We start from the raw sequence: 14597 nt of genomic DNA, 5'->3' as shown, positions 1-14597 counted from the left end.
GGAAAGGCTACTCGGCTGCGATAAGAGCCGGGGCCGCGCGGGTGCGTGCCAGGCTTTCCGTCACATGCTCGGCTAGAGCATGGTGCGGACCACCCTGCATGCCGGGGGCACACAGCAGCGCAATCTGAAACTCACCAAGGCGCGGGAACCCGTCAGCCTCACAGAGAACCCGCATGCCGGGGCGCACCAGAAATTCTGGGATCGCCGCAACGGCAAGACCTGAGATCACGGCGGCAGCAATGGCGACGCTGTTCGAGCTTGCATAGGCGATACGATAGGGGCGATGCCAGTTGGACAGGGCATCGGTCGCCATGGCGCGCCAGGCGCAGTTCGGGGTCGACACGGCAAGCGGCACCACCTTCTGATGGTGCACGTCATGGCGCGCTGAGGTTGCCCAAACGAGCGGCTCGCTGCGCAGGACCTCGCCGGCCATGACATTGGGCTGGCAACTGATGATCGACATGTCCAGCCGGCCGCTCATGGTATTCTGCAAAAGCATGGTGCTGGGCTGGCACTCGACCTCGACCTGCACCAGAGGATGGGTCCGCGAAAATCGCGCAAGAATTTCCGGAAGCAAGCAATCCGCATAATCATCCGGGGTGCCAAGGCGCACGATGCCCTGCAGCTCGGGCTGACCTATGGCGCTCAAGGCCTCGGCTGAAAGACGAATGATCCGACGGGCATAATCAAGCAGCTGCTCGCCATCGCGGGTGACCATGTTCTTGCGGCCGTCGCGGACGAAAAGAGGCCGGCCGACCAGGTCCTCCAGCCGCTTCATCTGCATGCTGACGGCCGACTGCGTGCGCCCCACCTCCTCGGCTGCACCCGAAAAGGAGCCGGTCTCCACAATGGCAACGAAGGTCTTCAGCAGATCCATGTCCAAGGTCGCTTCCATGGCGCACCTCACTTCAAAGCCCTTGATGAGAGACATTAGATTAATTCGTTTGATGTATCAATCCCAATTCATCATTCTAAGCTTATGAAAACAATCTGCTGATCCGCCGCTTTCGGCGGGAACGGCGGCACCGATCACGTGCCGCAACGACGGAGTATTGCCATGTCACAGAGCAGGATCGAAACCGAGACCCCGCGGCATCCGGCACTGTCGAGCGTGCTGTTCACGAGCCTCAATCAGTGGCTCCACAACTGGGTCGCCCGTCGCAAGCTCAGGGCTCTCATGGAGCTCGAGGATACAACCTTACGGGATATCGGGTTGACGCGCGGCGATGTCATTTGGGCGTCAAACCTGCCGGTCGGAGAAGATCCTGTGCAGGCTTTGAGCGGAGTGAGCAAGAGAAGGGTGAGGTAATCCGGCGAAAACTCGGAGAAGTACTCCATGCCACCATAGCCATCACATAAACTGTATGTGGGATGACTACAGGGTCACAAATCAATATCGCTGTGAAGCTGATGCTTGCGAAGAAAATCCAAGAACAGGCCACCATCAAGTCATGATGCGGAAAAGATGCGGCCGCAGTCGCTGCATAGGCTCCAGCGCATTCAAGGGAGGGCTGTCGCCAGAGTGAGAAGGAGCTAACAATGAAAGCGCGAGATGCAGGGACCATCGTCAAAGCAGGAAGCTACTGGTCCGGTTTGAGCACCCGTGTCGCAAACTGGCGCGCACGGCGAAGCTTGAAGGAGCTCATGTCGGCGGAGGACTGGCTGCTTAAAGATATCGGTCTCACACGCAGCGAGATTGCTTGGGCAATGCACCTGCCGTTGACAGTCGACCCCGCGGAGGAACTGAACCGCGTCGCCAAGCGGAGCCACGGCTGGAGCAGCGAGCGCTCAGCCTACACAAGCTACAGTCGGAACAAAGATGAAGCGAATCTCCGCCGTCGTGGAGACAGGGGGCCTGTTCGCGAAACTGCAAATAGGACGGCTGCTGAAGCGATCGGCGAAACCCAAGCCCAAAGTGGGCAGATCACTGCTGCCCGATACCCACGAAAATCCTCGGTCAGCTGAGGTTGAGAGCTCCAAACGTCTGCTTGTGATCCCTGGTGATCGCAAGCAGACAAGGCGTTTTAGCCCGTCCCACCAACGGTAATGGCATTGAGCCGGATGGTGGGCTGGCCAACGCCGACCGGCACACCCTGGCCGCGCTTGCCGCAGGTGCCAACGCCCGGATCGAGCTTCATGTCATTGCCGATCATGGCGATGCGTGTCAGGGCATCCGGCCCGTTGCCGATCAGTGTCGCCCCCTTCACCGGCCGTCCGATCTTACCATTCTCTATGTGATAGGCCTCGGTGCAGGAGAAGACGAACTTACCGCTGGTGATGTCGACCTGGCCGCCACCGAAGGACACGGCATAGAGCCCGTTCTTGACGGAGGCGATGATCTCGGCTGGGTCACGGTCGCCGTTCAACATGTAAGTGTTGGTCATGCGCGGCATGGGCACATGGGCGTGGGACTCACGACGGCCATTGCCGGTCGGCGCCATGCCCATCAGCCGGGCATTCAGGCGGTCCTGCATATAGCCTTTGAGAATGCCATCCTCGATCAGCACGTTGTAAGCCGAGGGGGTCCCCTCGTCATCGATGGTCAGCGAGCCGCGACGGTCATTGATGGTGCCGTCATCGACCACGGTGACACCGGGGGCGGCGACGCGCTGGCCCATGAGGCCGGCAAATGCGCTGGTCTGCTTGCGATTGAAATCGCCTTCAAGGCCGTGGCCCACGGCCTCATGAAGGAGGATCCCGGGCCAGCCGGGACCAAGCACCACATCCATCTCGCCCGCAGGAGCGGGGCCTGCTTCAAGGTTGACCTGGGCCTGGCGAAACGCCTCGTCGACCACGGCGCGCCAATCGGTTTCGCCGATGAAGGTGCTGTAGGAGCTGCGTCCACCAACAGAATGACTGCCGCTTTCCTGGCGCTCGCCATGGCGCGCGGTAATCGAGACGGTTAAACGGACGAGGGGGCGGATATCGCGGCTGGTCGAGCCATCGCCACGAATGATTTCGACGACCTGCCACTCGCCGGCAAGGGAGGCGTAGACCTGCGCCACCTTCGAATCGAGGCCGCGGGCATAGCTGTCGATGGCGGAGAGGAGCTTGACCTTATCGGTGAAGGGAATTTCCTCCACCGGATTGTCGGGGCTGTAAAGCTGGCGATTGGTTCCCGGCGGAGGGGCCGCAAGAACGCCGCCCGATCCATGTCGAACCTGCTGCACCGCATCGGCGGCTCGGCGCAGCGCCGCCTCGGAAATCTCGGAAGAGTGGGCAAGCCCCGTGGTCTCGCCGGAGACGGCGCGAATGCCGAAGCCCTGAGTGATGTCGAAATTGGCCGCGCGCAGCACGCCGTCATCGAAAACGAGGCCCTCGTGCTGCCGGTATTCCAGAAACAGCTCGCCGTCATCGCAGCCGGTCAGTGCATCGGATACGATTGATTCGGTTCTGGCCCGGTCGAGGTCGGTTCGTGAAAAGAACAGGCTCTGCATGTCTGTGGACAATCCCGGTCTCCTTTGGCCAGGGGCGCCGTTTCACCTGACCGACGCCCTGCGCCCTATATAATGGGCTTCTCTTCAGCCTTAATAGGATAGCCGAGTTTGATCACCGGGGCAGGCCCGAACCGTGACAAGTTTGTGTCGCGTCACGATGAGGACTGTTTCTCAAGCTCGGTGAGGGCCGCTGTGAAGCCCTTCAGGGAGATGTCCAGGCCGATGCCCATGCCCGGGCCTTCATAGATGATGAAATTGGCTTTAGAGCCCTTCTTCAACTTGTCCAAAGTCTCGGGCGTCGCCTCGGCAAAGGCCATGCAGAGCTGAGGAATGCACTGGGTGAAGGGCACGCGGCCAACGGCATTGCCATCGATCTCCAGCGCCACGCCGGTGGGCAGATAGACGCCGATCGGCACCAGGATGCGCATCATGGTGATGGTCTTGTCGCCCTGGGGCTGGCGGACAAGCACCAGGGTGAGGCCGATATTCTGGCGCTCCTGGCTGCGCACGCTCTGGATCATGCCGCATTGGCGCAAGACGGGCGACCCGCTCGTCGAACCCGCAGGATCGCTCTTGCCGCCGGATTGAGCGGGCTTGTCGCCCGCGTTGTTCTGGTTGTGGGCCGCAGCGGGATTGGCAAAGTCGCCGCACTGGATCTGCCAGTCACCGTGGGTTGCCACGATATTCGCCTTAGGCGCGGCCGCGCCGGGCTGTCCCGGCTGACCGGGCTGAGCCGGCTGACCTTGCGGCGTCGGCTGAGCAGGCTGGGCCTGCGCTTGGGCGCCGTTGGCACGTGGGCCGAACTGAGCCTGCTGAGCACCAGCAGCACCAGCGGTCGCGAGCAATGCCAGCCCGGCCACGGCGGCGACTGCCGCGCGATGCGCCTGAGTGAAGAGCGGTGAGGTGATCAAGTGCTACTCCCCAGTTTGAATGGTCTGCCTATGACGCCCGCACGATCATTGTCCGCGGACCTCGTCCGGCAGCTGCCCACCATATGCGTCTCGATGCGGCAGCGTGACGGTGATATGCCTTTGCCTGGTGCTCTACAAGCCAGGGCGGAGGTCGTCAGCTTTCTCGTCAGCGGAGGCTGGTGTCAAAAGGTCGCACCATACCGACCTCCCAACCGCGCCAACCACCAGCTTCACGAAATATCAGGAACACCCGTCTGTTGATCCGGGACGATTGAGGCAAAAATCCGGCCAACGGGTCCAGTCGCGTCGTGCGCGAAGCATTGTCGTCCCTACGATTGCGGCCAGGGGCAAGCCGTTGCGCGAAAATATGACGCGCCGGACCACGTTGCGGCGGACAGCCGATTATGGTTGAGAACCGTTCTAGAGGACGGACGCTGTCCTCTTTGCTTTATCGGTGGCAAACGGGATATACCCGGACGGCGCGGACGCTCTCTGGCCGCGCATGATGGGGAAACTGGCAGCTGGCAGGGTGCGGACCCAAGTCCGACCCCTCAGCATGAAGGAGTGGGCGGACGATGCGGTTGAGGATGGCATGCGGGCTCCTCGCGGGAGCGGCTCTGGGCTTGGCGATCGGTGGGGCGACGCCGGTTCTGGCCGCAGGTCTGGGTCAGCCGCAGGAGTGGCAGCGGGGCTTCCAGCAGTCGGCAAGCCCGATCATGGACAATGTCCATGTCTTTCACGACAGAATCATGCTGCCTCTGATCACGCTGATCGTGGCGCTCGTGCTGGTTCTGCTCGTGGTGGTGATGGTTCGGTTCAATGCCAAGGCAAATCCGGTCCCGTCGAAGACGACCCACAATACGCTGATCGAGGTGATCTGGACCGTGGTGCCGGTCCTCATTCTGGTCATCATCGCGATACCGTCGTTCCGGCTGCTCTATTTCGAGCGCACGATCCCCGATGCGGACATGACGGTGAAGGTGGCCGGCAACCAGTGGTACTGGTCCTATGAGTATCAGGATCAGCAAAATATCAGCTTCGATTCGCTCCTGCTCGACGGTGACGCGCTGCAGACGCGCAGGCAGATCGATCCTGCCGCGCCCCGGCTGCTTTCGGTCGACAATCCGATCGTGCTGCCCATCAACAAGACCGTGCGCCTGATCGTCACTGCAAATGACGTGATCCACAGCTGGACCATCCCGTCCTTCGGTCCCAAGATCGACGCCATCCCAGGCCGTCTGAACGAAGCATGGATCAAGCCCGAGAAGGAGGGCGTGTTCTACGGGCAGTGTTCGGAGCTTTGTGGCCAGGGGCATGCCTATATGCCGATCGAGGCGCGCGTGGTTTCTCAGGAGCGCTACGACGCGTGGCTGAAGCAGGCGGCCGCCGAGGGCGTGGACAAGGCCAATGCCGCGCTGATCCAGGAAATGGCGGCGAAGTCTCCGCAGGTGGCGGACGCGCAGGCCAATTCGAAGTAAATCCGGACGCGGTCTGGGGCAAAGACAACCGAGTGCCGCTCACTTTGAGAGCGGCGGCTTGATAGAAGCAGAATCAGAGGTCGACCTATGGCTAACGCGGCAGCGCATGCGGATCACGCAGACCACCCGACAGGGTGGCGCCGGTACGTCTATTCGACGAACCATAAAGACATTGGCACGATGTACCTGATCTTCGCGATCATCGCGGGGACCATCGGCGGGCTGCTCTCGGTTGCCATGCGCATGGAACTTCAGGAGCCGGGCATCCAGATCTTCCACGGCCTGGCCTCCATGATCTTCCAGGCTGACCCAAGCGCGGCGGTGGACATGGGCAAGCATGTCTACAACGTGTTCGTCACGGCGCATGGTCTGATCATGATCTTCTTCATGGTCATGCCGGCGATGATCGGCGGTTTTGCCAATTGGTTCGTGCCGCTGATGATCGGCGCGCCCGACATGGCGTTCCCGCGCATGAACAACGTGTCGTTCTGGCTCCTGCCGCCGGCATTCATTCTGCTGTTGATCTCAATGTTTGCGGCAGGCCCTCCCGGAATGTTCGGCAATGGTGGCGGCTGGACCATGTATCCGCCATTCTCGACCACGGGGCAGCCCGGACCGGCCATGGACTTTGCGATCCTCGGCCTTCACATCGCGGGTGCGTCCTCGATCCTTGGCGCGATCAACTTCATCACCACGATCTTCAACATGCGCGCACCGGGCATGACGCTGCACAAGATGCCGCTGTTCGTGTGGTCCGTGCTGGTCACCGCGTTCCTGCTGCTGCTCTCGCTGCCCGTGCTCGCCGGTGCGATCACCATGGTGCTGACCGACCGCAATTTCGGCACCTCGTTCTTCGAGCCATCGGCAGGTGGTGACCCGGTGCTGTTCCAACATCTGTTCTGGTTCTTCGGTCACCCGGAAGTCTATATTCTGATCCTGCCGGGCTTCGGCATGATCAGCCATATCGTCTCGACCTTCTCGAAGAAGCCCGTGTTCGGCTATCTCGGCATGGCCTATGCCATGGTGGCCATCGGCCTCATCGGCTTCGTGGTGTGGGCGCACCATATGTATACGGTAGGCCTCGATGTGGACACGCAGGCCTATTTCGTGGCGGCGACGATGATCATCGCCGTTCCCACTGGCGTTAAGATCTTTTCATGGATCGCCACCATGTGGGGCGGTTCGATCGACTTCAAAACACCGATGGTGTGGGCGATCGGGTTCATCTTCCTGTTCACGGTGGGCGGTGTCACCGGCGTCGTGCTCGCCAATTCGGGCGTCGATCACTCCCTGCACGATACCTATTACGTGGTGGCCCATTTCCACTACGTGCTGTCGCTGGGCGCGGTCTTCGCGATCTTTGCGGGCTGGTACTACTGGTTCCCGAAAATGTTCGGCTACATGTATAACGAGGGGATCGCCAAGGCTCATTTCTGGGTCACCTTCATCGGCGTCAATATGATCTTCTTCCCGCAGCATTTCCTTGGTCTTGCAGGCATGCCGCGGCGCTATATCGACTATCCCGACGCGTTCTCCGGCTGGAACCTGGTCTCCTCGATCGGCTCCTATATCTCGCTGCTCGGTCTCGTGATCTTCTTCATCGGCGTGGTGGAGGCGTTCGCCCGGAAGCGGCGGGCTGCGGATAATCCGTGGGGTGTCGGTGCGACCACTCTCGAATGGACGTTGTCATCGCCGCCGCCGTTCCACCAGTTCAGCACGCTGCCGCGGATCAAGTAGAGCTGGACGGGACACAAATGAGATTCGGGGGCATCGCGCATGTCCCCGGACCGACGTGAAAGCCAGGGCAACTGTCCATGGCAGTTGGGGCGCGATAATCGCGTTCGCAGAAGTAGGTTAGAGGCAATGAGCGGACTGAGCAGTGAAATCGCGGATCTGGGCGCCAGGCGGCAGGAGATCCCCGCGAGCAGCGCCCCGCTCGTCGCCGCCGACCTGAATGATTACGTGGCGCTGCTGAAGCCCGGGGTCATGTCGCTGGTCCTGTTCACGGCGCTGGTCGGCCTCATGGTAGCGCCGGGCCATATCCATCCCTGGATCGCAATCGTCGCACTGATCTGCATCGCGCTGGGAGCCGGGGCCGCGGGCGCGCTGAACATGTGGTACGACGCCGATATCGACAGCCGCATGCGCCGGACCGCGAAGCGACCCATTCCGCGCGGCGTGATCGAGCCGGGCGAAGCGCTGGGCTTCGGGATTGTGCTGTCCTGCGGGTCGGTGCTGATGATGGGCGTCACGGTCAACTGGACGGCTGCCGCTCTGCTCGCGCTCACCATCGGCTTCTATGTCTTCGTCTATACGATGTGGCTCAAGCGGCGTTCACCGCAGAATATCGTCATTGGCGGTGCGGCTGGCGCGTTCCCGCCGATGGTAGGCTGGGCGGCGGTGACCGGAACGGTGAGCATCGAGAGCGTCATTCTGTTCCTGATCATCTTCATGTGGACGCCTCCTCATTTCTGGGCGCTGGCTCTCTATCGCTCGGATGATTATGCGCGGGTGGGCGTCCCCATGCTGCCGGTGGTGGCGGGGCTTGATGAGACGCGGAAGCAGATTCTCATCTACTCGGTGCTGATGGTGCCGGTGACGCTCCTGCCCTGGGTGTTCGGCTTTGCGGGCCTTGGCTATCTCGCGGTTGCCGTGGTGCTTGGCATCCTGTTCCTGGTCGGTGCGGTTCGCGTCTACCGGGAGCGGCAGGGCGAGGCTGCGGAGCGGGTTGCCCGGCGCCTGTTCGGCTATTCGGTCCTCTATCTATTTCTTCTGTTCGCCGCGATGCTGGTCGAAAGCGCCGCTAAGCTCGCGCCGATCACCCCGGCTTGGCTCTAGGGTGAGGGATATGGAACCCGATGAAGAGGAACGCAGACTTACGCCAGAAGAGATCAGGCGGCGCAGGCGGCGCTCCGTGGCACTAGGCTGGTTCTTATTCCTGCTTGCCGTGCTCTTCTTCATAACCACGTTGGTGCGCCTGGGCGGTAATGTCGCCAACCGTCCGCTCTGAGGATGTCGCAAGTGATTGATCGCCTGAACAGCATGCGGAAAGCCCTCACCAGCAATGGCGGAATTGCTGTGATCTGCGTCGGGGTGGTCGCTGCGATGGTTGGCCTGTCATACGCTGCGGTGCCCCTTTATCAGCTGTTCTGTCAGGTGACCGGCTATGGCGGCACCACCAAGCGGGCGGATGCCGCGCCGCACGAAACCTCGGCCAAGACGATCAAGGTGCGGTTTGATTCCAATGTCGCCCCAGGACTGCCCTGGCGATTCGAGCCGGTGGAGCGCGAGATCGAGGTCAAACTGGGCGAACAGAGACTGACCTATTACCGGGCCACCAATCTCGCGAAAACGCCGATCACGGGCATGGCCACCTACAATGTGACACCGGCGCAGGCGGGGTACTATTTCAACAAAATTTCCTGCTTCTGCTTCAATGAACAGAAGCTCGAGGCGGGCCAGACCGTCGACATGCCGGTTCTGTTCTTCGTCGACCCGGAGATGGCCAAGGACAAGGACACAGAGAACGTTCGCACCGTGACCCTGTCTTACACGTTTTTTGTCAAAGAGCCGGTGGCGAAAAGCGCCGCGGCGGGTATAGAAGGCACGGAGCGGGGCAAGTCAGAAACCGCGCCGAGTGATGTGATGAAACGGGGCGGAGCGCCGGAAAAGGGTGCTCCCGCGAATACTGGAGCTGAGGGACATGGCTGATAGCCACGCCAAAAACCATCCATATCATCTGGTTGATCCTAGCCCATGGCCGGCGCTGGGGTCGCTTGCCGCGTTCATCATGGCGGTTGGCGCGGTGCTGTGGTTCCACGGCTCGGCTCCATGGATGCTGATCGTCGGTGGCGTCGCCGTCCTGTACACCATGGGCATGTGGTGGCGGGATGTCATCCGCGAGGGCCATCAGGGCGACCACACGCCGGTCGTGCAGCTTCACTTGCGCTACGGCATGCTGCTGTTCATCGCCTCGGAGGTGATGTTCTTCGTCGCCTGGTTCTGGGCGTTCTTCGATGCGAGCCTGTTCTCCAATGAGGCGATCCAAGCCTCGCGGCTCGAGGTGACCGGGGGCGTGTGGCCGCCGAAGGGCATCGAGGTGTTCGATCCATGGCATCTGCCGTTGCTCAATACGCTCATTCTGCTGACCTCCGGCACGACGATCACCTGGGCGCATCACGCGCTGCTGCATAATGACCGTCAGGGCCTCAAATGGGGCCTCATCTGCACCATCGCGCTGGGCGTGCTGTTCACCTGCGTACAGGCCTACGAGTATAGTCATGCAGCCTTTGCCTTCAGCCGCTTCAATGAGGGCAATATCTATGGCTCGACCTTCTTCATGGCGACAGGGTTCCACGGTTTCCACGTGCTTGTTGGGACGATTTTCCTGATCGTCATCCTCTTCCGGGCACTCAGGGGCGATTTCACGCCGCAAGCCCATTTCGGCTTCGAAGCCGCTGCCTGGTATTGGCATTTCGTCGACGTGGTGTGGCTGTTCCTGTTCGCTGCGATCTATATCTGGGGCTCGCACGGGGCCTATTGACGAGGAGCGGGTTTGTGTCGGCGGGCCACCGTTGCGATCAAACCCTTCCCATGTGAGGCCACGGTGATCGCACGAGACGGTGCCTACTACCCTCCAGTGAATCCGGTCGCGACGGGGCTTCGCGGCCGGTGCCCAAGATGCGGTCAGGGCAAGCTCTTCAAGGGCTTTCTCGATCTTCGAGAGCGCTGTCCGGTCTGCGGGCTCGACTATTCATTCGCCGATGCGGGTGACGGGCCGGCCGTGTTCATCATTCTCATCGCGGGATTTGTGGTCGTCGGCGCAGCGCTGTTCACGGAAGTTGCCTATCAGCCGCCCTATTGGGTCCATGCAGCTCTCTGGCTGCCATTGATCCTGGTGCTGACACTGGGATTGTTGCGGCCGATGAAGGGCATTCTGATCTGTCAGCAGTACAATGCCAAGGCGCAAGAGGCGCAGCATGGCAGTGGGAATGCAAGCTGATCTCAGCGAGAGCGTCTTCTACGTCCGGAGTGCCCTAAGTTCTTGCTCGTTCGCGTTTTCTTTACGGGACGAACATTCACTTCGCGCGACGATCTTCTGAACGGGTGATTCCTACGTCTCGAAAATGCTCCGGGGCAAGCGCATTTTCACAGGACAGTCGAGGGGAAGCGCATAGCGGCGCGCGCTGGCGTCAGTGACCGGCGTGCCTGGCCGGAAAGGTGCTTCATGGTCGCTTTGACCCGATCGCGTATCAGCAGATTATGGCCGGTCACTCTAGCGAGCCTCATCGCGCTTGCCATCCTTCTCGCCTTGGGTTTCTGGCAGCTCGAGCGGCGCACATGGAAACACGCGCTCATCGCGCGAATCGATGCGGCACTCGCGGCAGAGCCTGTGGATGCCGAAAATCTCATCGGCACAGGTCACCCCTGGCCTCAGGATTTCACAAAGGTGACTGCCACCGGGCGCTTCGGCCAGGCGGAGCGCCATCTCTTCACGAGCTATGAAGGCCGACCGGGTTGGCGGGTCATCTCGCCGTTCATGCTGAACAACGGCCAAGCCATTCTCGTGGATCGGGGCTTCGCGCCGCAGGATAACAAGGGAACCCTTGAAAAGCTTCCGCAGGGGGATGTTTCGATCACGGGGGTGATCAGGCTGCACGAGGAAGGCCAGGGCCTGTTCACTCCGGACAATCAGCCTCAGCAGGACCTCTGGTACTGGTGGGACCTCGGCGGCCTCATCCGTTCCCTGTCGCCCGCGGTGGAGGGCCGACCGGTGCTGCCGCTCGTCATCCAAATGACGCCTGCGCAAGGTGGTGCCAATATCGCCGCTCAAGGCTGGCCGCAGCCAACGCCGGCGCGCCCGGAGCTCTCGGACAGGCATCTTGGCTATGCCATCACCTGGTTCGGTCTCGCGGCCTGCCTTATCGGGGTCTATCTGGTTTATGTAAGGAGCCTGTTGCGGGACCCGGTGAAATCGGAGCGGTGACATCGGCCATCGGCTTGGCTATGGGTAACGGCACGCCGATCGCCCTGGGGCGTTGGTTCAATGGGCATGGCGAGCCTTGCAACCGAGGATCTTCCAAGAGTGCGATATATCTCAACCCGCGGCCGGGCACCGGCTCTCGATTTTGCGGATGTGGTCCTCACAGGGCTTGCGAGCGATGGCGGGCTCTATATCCCAGAAGTGTGGCCGCAGATCTCCGGGGAGGCCCTGGGAAAGCTTCAGGGGTGCAGCTATAGCGAAGTGGCGCGGGCCGTGCTCGCCCCGTTCGTGGGCGAGAGCTTCGGGGAAGCGGAGCTTTCCGGGTGCATCGACAGGGCTTACGCCGATTTCGGCCACCGGCTGGTGGCACCGCTCACGCAATATGGGCCCGACGACTGGCTATTGGAGCTTTGGCATGGGCCGACGCTCGCCTTCAAGGACGTCGCCATGCGGCTGCTCGCCCAACTCATGGACCGCATTCTTGCCAAGCGGGGTGGGCGCGCGACGATCGTGGGGGCGACGTCTGGGGATACTGGCAGCGCCGCCATCGATGCATTCCGCGGGCTCGCGGCGGTCGATGTGTTCATTCTCTATCCGCATGGGCGGGTGAGCGAGGTGCAGCGGCGGCAGATGACCACCGTTGCCGATGCCAATGTGCATACGATTGCCGTCGAAGGCACGTTCGATGACTGCCAAGCCCTGGTGAAAGCGATGTTCGCCGATGTCGCGTTCAACGAGACTATGCGGCTTTCGGCGGTGAATTCGATCAACTGGGCGCGCATCATGGCCCAGACCGTCTATTACTTCACCTCAGCACTCGCGCTAGGGGCACCGGACAGGCAGGTGGGCTTCACGGTGCCGACGGGCAATTTCGGCGATATTTTCGCAGGTTATGTGGCGAAGCGCATGGGGCTGCCTGTGGGCGAGTTGGTGATCGCGACCAATGTGAACGACATTCTCGATCGGACGCTCAGGAGCGGGCGCTATGCAATGAGCGGGGTGGTGCCGAGCATCAGTCCGAGCATGGATATCGAGATCTCCAGCAATTTCGAGCGGTTGCTGTTCGAGGTGCTGGATCGGCAGGCGCCGGACCTCCAGCGGCTCATGGATGGGCTGAAGCAGTCTGGAGCGTTCACGCTGAGCGAGCGGGCGCTAGGCCGCATCCGCCATGATTTCGCCTCGGCCCGATCTGACGAGGCAGAGACCCGGGCCATGATCGCGGAGATGCACAAGATGACAGGCCGCCTCGTTGATCCCCATACTGCGGTCGGACTGGTGGCCGCCGGCAAGGTTCAGAGGCGTCAATCGGGCCCGATGGTGGTGCTCGCCACCGCCCATGCCGCCAAATTCCCCGATGCGGTGCAAGCTGCCACGGGCATCAGGCCAGAGCTGCCGCAGAGACTTGCCGACCTCCTTGACCGACCGGAGCGGATCAATTGCTTGCCGAACGAGCTTAAGGCGGTTGAACCCTTTATCGCGCAGCATGCGCGGGTAAACCAGGGGGGCCGATGAGCGTCCGCACAAGCATTCTCGACAATGGCGTCACGGTGGTGAGCCATGACATGCCGCATCTGAAAACGGTCTCGCTCGGTATCTGGGTGAGAGCAGGGGCGCGGAACGAGCGGGAAGAGGAAAACGGAATCGCGCATCTCCTCGAGCATATGGCCTTCAAGGGAACGAAGCGGAGAACGGCCCGGCAGATCGCCGAGGAGATCGAAGCTGCGGGCGGGGAGATGAATGCGGCGACGGGCATGGAGAATACGGCCTATTACGTGCGCGTTCTGAAGGAGGATGTGCCGCTCGCCCTCGACATTCTCTCCGATATCCTGATCGAGCCCGTATTCGCGGAGGCGGAGCTTGATCGGGAGCGCGAGGTCATCCTGGAGGAGATCGCCGCGGCGGAGGACACACCGGATGATCTCGTGTTCGAGCTGATGCATGATGCGGCTTTCGCAAGGCAACCGCTCGGACGGCCGATCTTGGGCACGGCGGAGCGCGTGGCGCAGTTCCGGCCAGATGACATTTCCGCCTTCCGCGACATGCATTATGCCTCCGACAGGACGGTGGTTGGGGCGGCTGGCGCGGTTGATCACGATGCGCTGGTCGAGCAGGTCAGGGGGAGCTTGGCGTCGCTTCGTCGGTCGAGCGCGCCGGACTGGCAGCCCGCGGCGTTTACCGGCGGTATGCGGACGGCAGCCAAGCCGCTCGGGCAAGTTCATGTGGCGCTTGCATTTCCGACCGTAGGCTACCGTGATCCCGAGATTTATGCCCTCCAGGTCCTGTCCAATCTGCTCGGGGGCGGCATGTCATCGCGCCTGTTCCAGGAGGTGCGGGAGGCGCGCGGACTTTGTTATTCCATCTTCTCCTTCGTTTCGGCCTTCGAAGAGATCGGGCTGTTCGGGGTCTATGCCGCGACCGGTACACGGCGGGTCGCCACGCTGCTCGATGTGGTGGCGGACGAGCTCGCGGGGATTGCCGATGTGATCACGGAAGATGAGGTTGCCCGGTCACGCACGCAGCTCAAAGCATCGCTGGTTTCAGCGCTGGAGAGCTCGTCAGCGCGGGCCGACCAGATCGCGCGCCAGCAGATGATCTTCGGCCGCATACCCGAGGTTGAGGAGTTGATTGGAAAAGTTGAGGCCGTGGATCGTGACGCGGTCCGTGCGCTTGCAAATCGGCTCTTCCGGAACACGAAGCCAGCGGTCGGCGCAGTCGGTGCATTAGAAAACCTTGCGCCGTATGACAAAATCGCTGCAAGATTTGCCTAGTCGCCACAGGTGCCGACTCA

14 protein-coding genes are annotated in these 14597 nt (G+C 61.6%); 11 read left to right on the top strand and 3 right to left on the bottom strand.

What is annotated here, in order from left to right; translation table 11 throughout:
- Positions 1 to 7: 7 nt before the first annotated feature.
- Positions 8 to 895 (bottom strand): LysR substrate-binding domain-containing protein, encoded by an 888-nt coding sequence (locus RCF49_RS05480; RefSeq protein WP_342643030.1) that lies wholly within the window; start codon positions 893 to 895, stop codon positions 8 to 10.
- 162 nt (positions 896 to 1057) lie between these two features.
- On the opposite strand from RCF49_RS05480, the gene RCF49_RS05475 reads away from it, so the two are divergent.
- A complete protein-coding gene (locus RCF49_RS05475; RefSeq protein ID WP_342643029.1) occupies positions 1058 to 1309 on the top strand; it encodes a DUF1127 domain-containing protein in 252 nt (83 codons plus the stop codon).
- A 230-nt stretch (positions 1310 to 1539) separates the two neighbouring features.
- Positions 1540 to 1965 (top strand): DUF1127 domain-containing protein, encoded by a 426-nt coding sequence (locus RCF49_RS05470; RefSeq protein WP_342643028.1) that lies wholly within the window; start codon positions 1540 to 1542, stop codon positions 1963 to 1965.
- Positions 1966 to 2024: 59 nt separating this feature from the next.
- Here RCF49_RS05470 and tldD read toward each other — a convergent pair whose 3' ends face one another.
- Positions 2025 to 3449: a metalloprotease TldD gene (gene tldD / locus RCF49_RS05465; protein ID WP_342643027.1), complete on the bottom strand. Its 1425-nt coding sequence runs from the start codon at positions 3447 to 3449 to the stop codon at positions 2025 to 2027.
- Positions 3450 to 3589: 140 nt separating this feature from the next.
- Positions 3590 to 4348 (bottom strand): invasion associated locus B family protein, encoded by a 759-nt coding sequence (locus RCF49_RS05460; protein ID WP_342643026.1) that lies wholly within the window; start codon positions 4346 to 4348, stop codon positions 3590 to 3592.
- A 575-nt stretch (positions 4349 to 4923) separates the two neighbouring features.
- Between RCF49_RS05460 and coxB the strand changes: the two genes are divergently transcribed.
- From coxB to RCF49_RS05415, 9 genes are all read left to right on the top strand, one after another.
- Positions 4924 to 5826: a cytochrome c oxidase subunit II gene (gene coxB, locus RCF49_RS05455; protein ID WP_342643025.1), complete on the top strand. Its 903-nt coding sequence runs from the start codon at positions 4924 to 4926 to the stop codon at positions 5824 to 5826.
- Between the two features lie 87 nt (positions 5827 to 5913).
- A complete protein-coding gene (ctaD, locus tag RCF49_RS05450; protein WP_342643024.1) occupies positions 5914 to 7563 on the top strand; it encodes a cytochrome c oxidase subunit I in 1650 nt (549 codons plus the stop codon).
- Between the two features lie 126 nt (positions 7564 to 7689).
- Entirely contained in the window at positions 7690 to 8664 is a 975-nt protein-coding gene (locus RCF49_RS05445; protein WP_342643023.1) for a heme o synthase, read from the top strand.
- A 204-nt stretch (positions 8665 to 8868) separates the two neighbouring features.
- Positions 8869 to 9537 (top strand): cytochrome c oxidase assembly protein, encoded by a 669-nt coding sequence (locus RCF49_RS05440; protein ID WP_432807391.1) that lies wholly within the window; start codon positions 8869 to 8871, stop codon positions 9535 to 9537.
- The gene (locus RCF49_RS05435; protein ID WP_342643021.1) at positions 9530 to 10369 is read left to right on the top strand and encodes a cytochrome c oxidase subunit 3; all 840 of its coding nucleotides are present in this window, start codon (positions 9530 to 9532) and stop codon (positions 10367 to 10369) included. The genes RCF49_RS05440 and RCF49_RS05435 overlap by 8 nt, the downstream gene beginning before the upstream one ends.
- Before the next feature lie 66 nt (positions 10370 to 10435).
- Positions 10436 to 10828, top strand: a complete 393-nt coding sequence (locus RCF49_RS05430; RefSeq protein ID WP_342644128.1) for a DUF983 domain-containing protein — start codon at positions 10436 to 10438, stop codon at positions 10826 to 10828.
- Positions 10829 to 11053: 225 nt separating this feature from the next.
- Entirely contained in the window at positions 11054 to 11812 is a 759-nt protein-coding gene (locus RCF49_RS05425) for an SURF1 family protein (protein ID WP_342643020.1), read from the top strand.
- Positions 11813 to 11911: 99 nt separating this feature from the next.
- On the top strand, positions 11912 to 13321 hold the full coding sequence (gene thrC, locus RCF49_RS05420) for a threonine synthase (RefSeq protein ID WP_342643019.1): 1410 nt from the start codon (positions 11912 to 11914) through the stop codon (positions 13319 to 13321).
- The gene (locus tag RCF49_RS05415) at positions 13318 to 14577 is read left to right on the top strand and encodes a M16 family metallopeptidase (RefSeq protein ID WP_342643018.1); all 1260 of its coding nucleotides are present in this window, start codon (positions 13318 to 13320) and stop codon (positions 14575 to 14577) included. The genes thrC and RCF49_RS05415 overlap by 4 nt, the downstream gene beginning before the upstream one ends.
- The last annotated feature ends 20 nt before the right edge of the window (positions 14578 to 14597 follow it).

This window comes from Rhodoligotrophos sp. CJ14 (assembly GCF_038811545.1).
Taxonomy (GTDB): domain Bacteria; phylum Pseudomonadota; class Alphaproteobacteria; order Rhizobiales; family Im1; genus Rhodoligotrophos; species Rhodoligotrophos ferricapiens.
This window is presented reverse-complemented; position numbering and strand designations above follow the sequence as displayed.

Coding starts and splice junctions, on each gene's coding strand:
- RCF49_RS05480 (WP_342643030.1), bottom strand. CDS start 895: ATGGAAGCGACCTTGGACATGGATCTGCTGAAGACCTTCGTTGCCATT.
- RCF49_RS05475 (WP_342643029.1), top strand. CDS start 1,058: ATGTCACAGAGCAGGATCGAAACCGAGACCCCGCGGCATCCGGCACTG.
- RCF49_RS05470 (WP_342643028.1), top strand. CDS start 1,540: ATGAAAGCGCGAGATGCAGGGACCATCGTCAAAGCAGGAAGCTACTGG.
- coxB (WP_342643025.1), top strand. CDS start 4,924: ATGCGGTTGAGGATGGCATGCGGGCTCCTCGCGGGAGCGGCTCTGGGC.
- ctaD (WP_342643024.1), top strand. CDS start 5,914: ATGGCTAACGCGGCAGCGCATGCGGATCACGCAGACCACCCGACAGGG.
- RCF49_RS05445 (WP_342643023.1), top strand. CDS start 7,690: ATGAGCGGACTGAGCAGTGAAATCGCGGATCTGGGCGCCAGGCGGCAG.
- RCF49_RS05440 (WP_432807391.1), top strand. CDS start 8,869: ATGCGGAAAGCCCTCACCAGCAATGGCGGAATTGCTGTGATCTGCGTC.
- RCF49_RS05435 (WP_342643021.1), top strand. CDS start 9,530: ATGGCTGATAGCCACGCCAAAAACCATCCATATCATCTGGTTGATCCT.
- RCF49_RS05425 (WP_342643020.1), top strand. CDS start 11,054: ATGGTCGCTTTGACCCGATCGCGTATCAGCAGATTATGGCCGGTCACT.
- RCF49_RS05415 (WP_342643018.1), top strand. CDS start 13,318: ATGAGCGTCCGCACAAGCATTCTCGACAATGGCGTCACGGTGGTGAGC.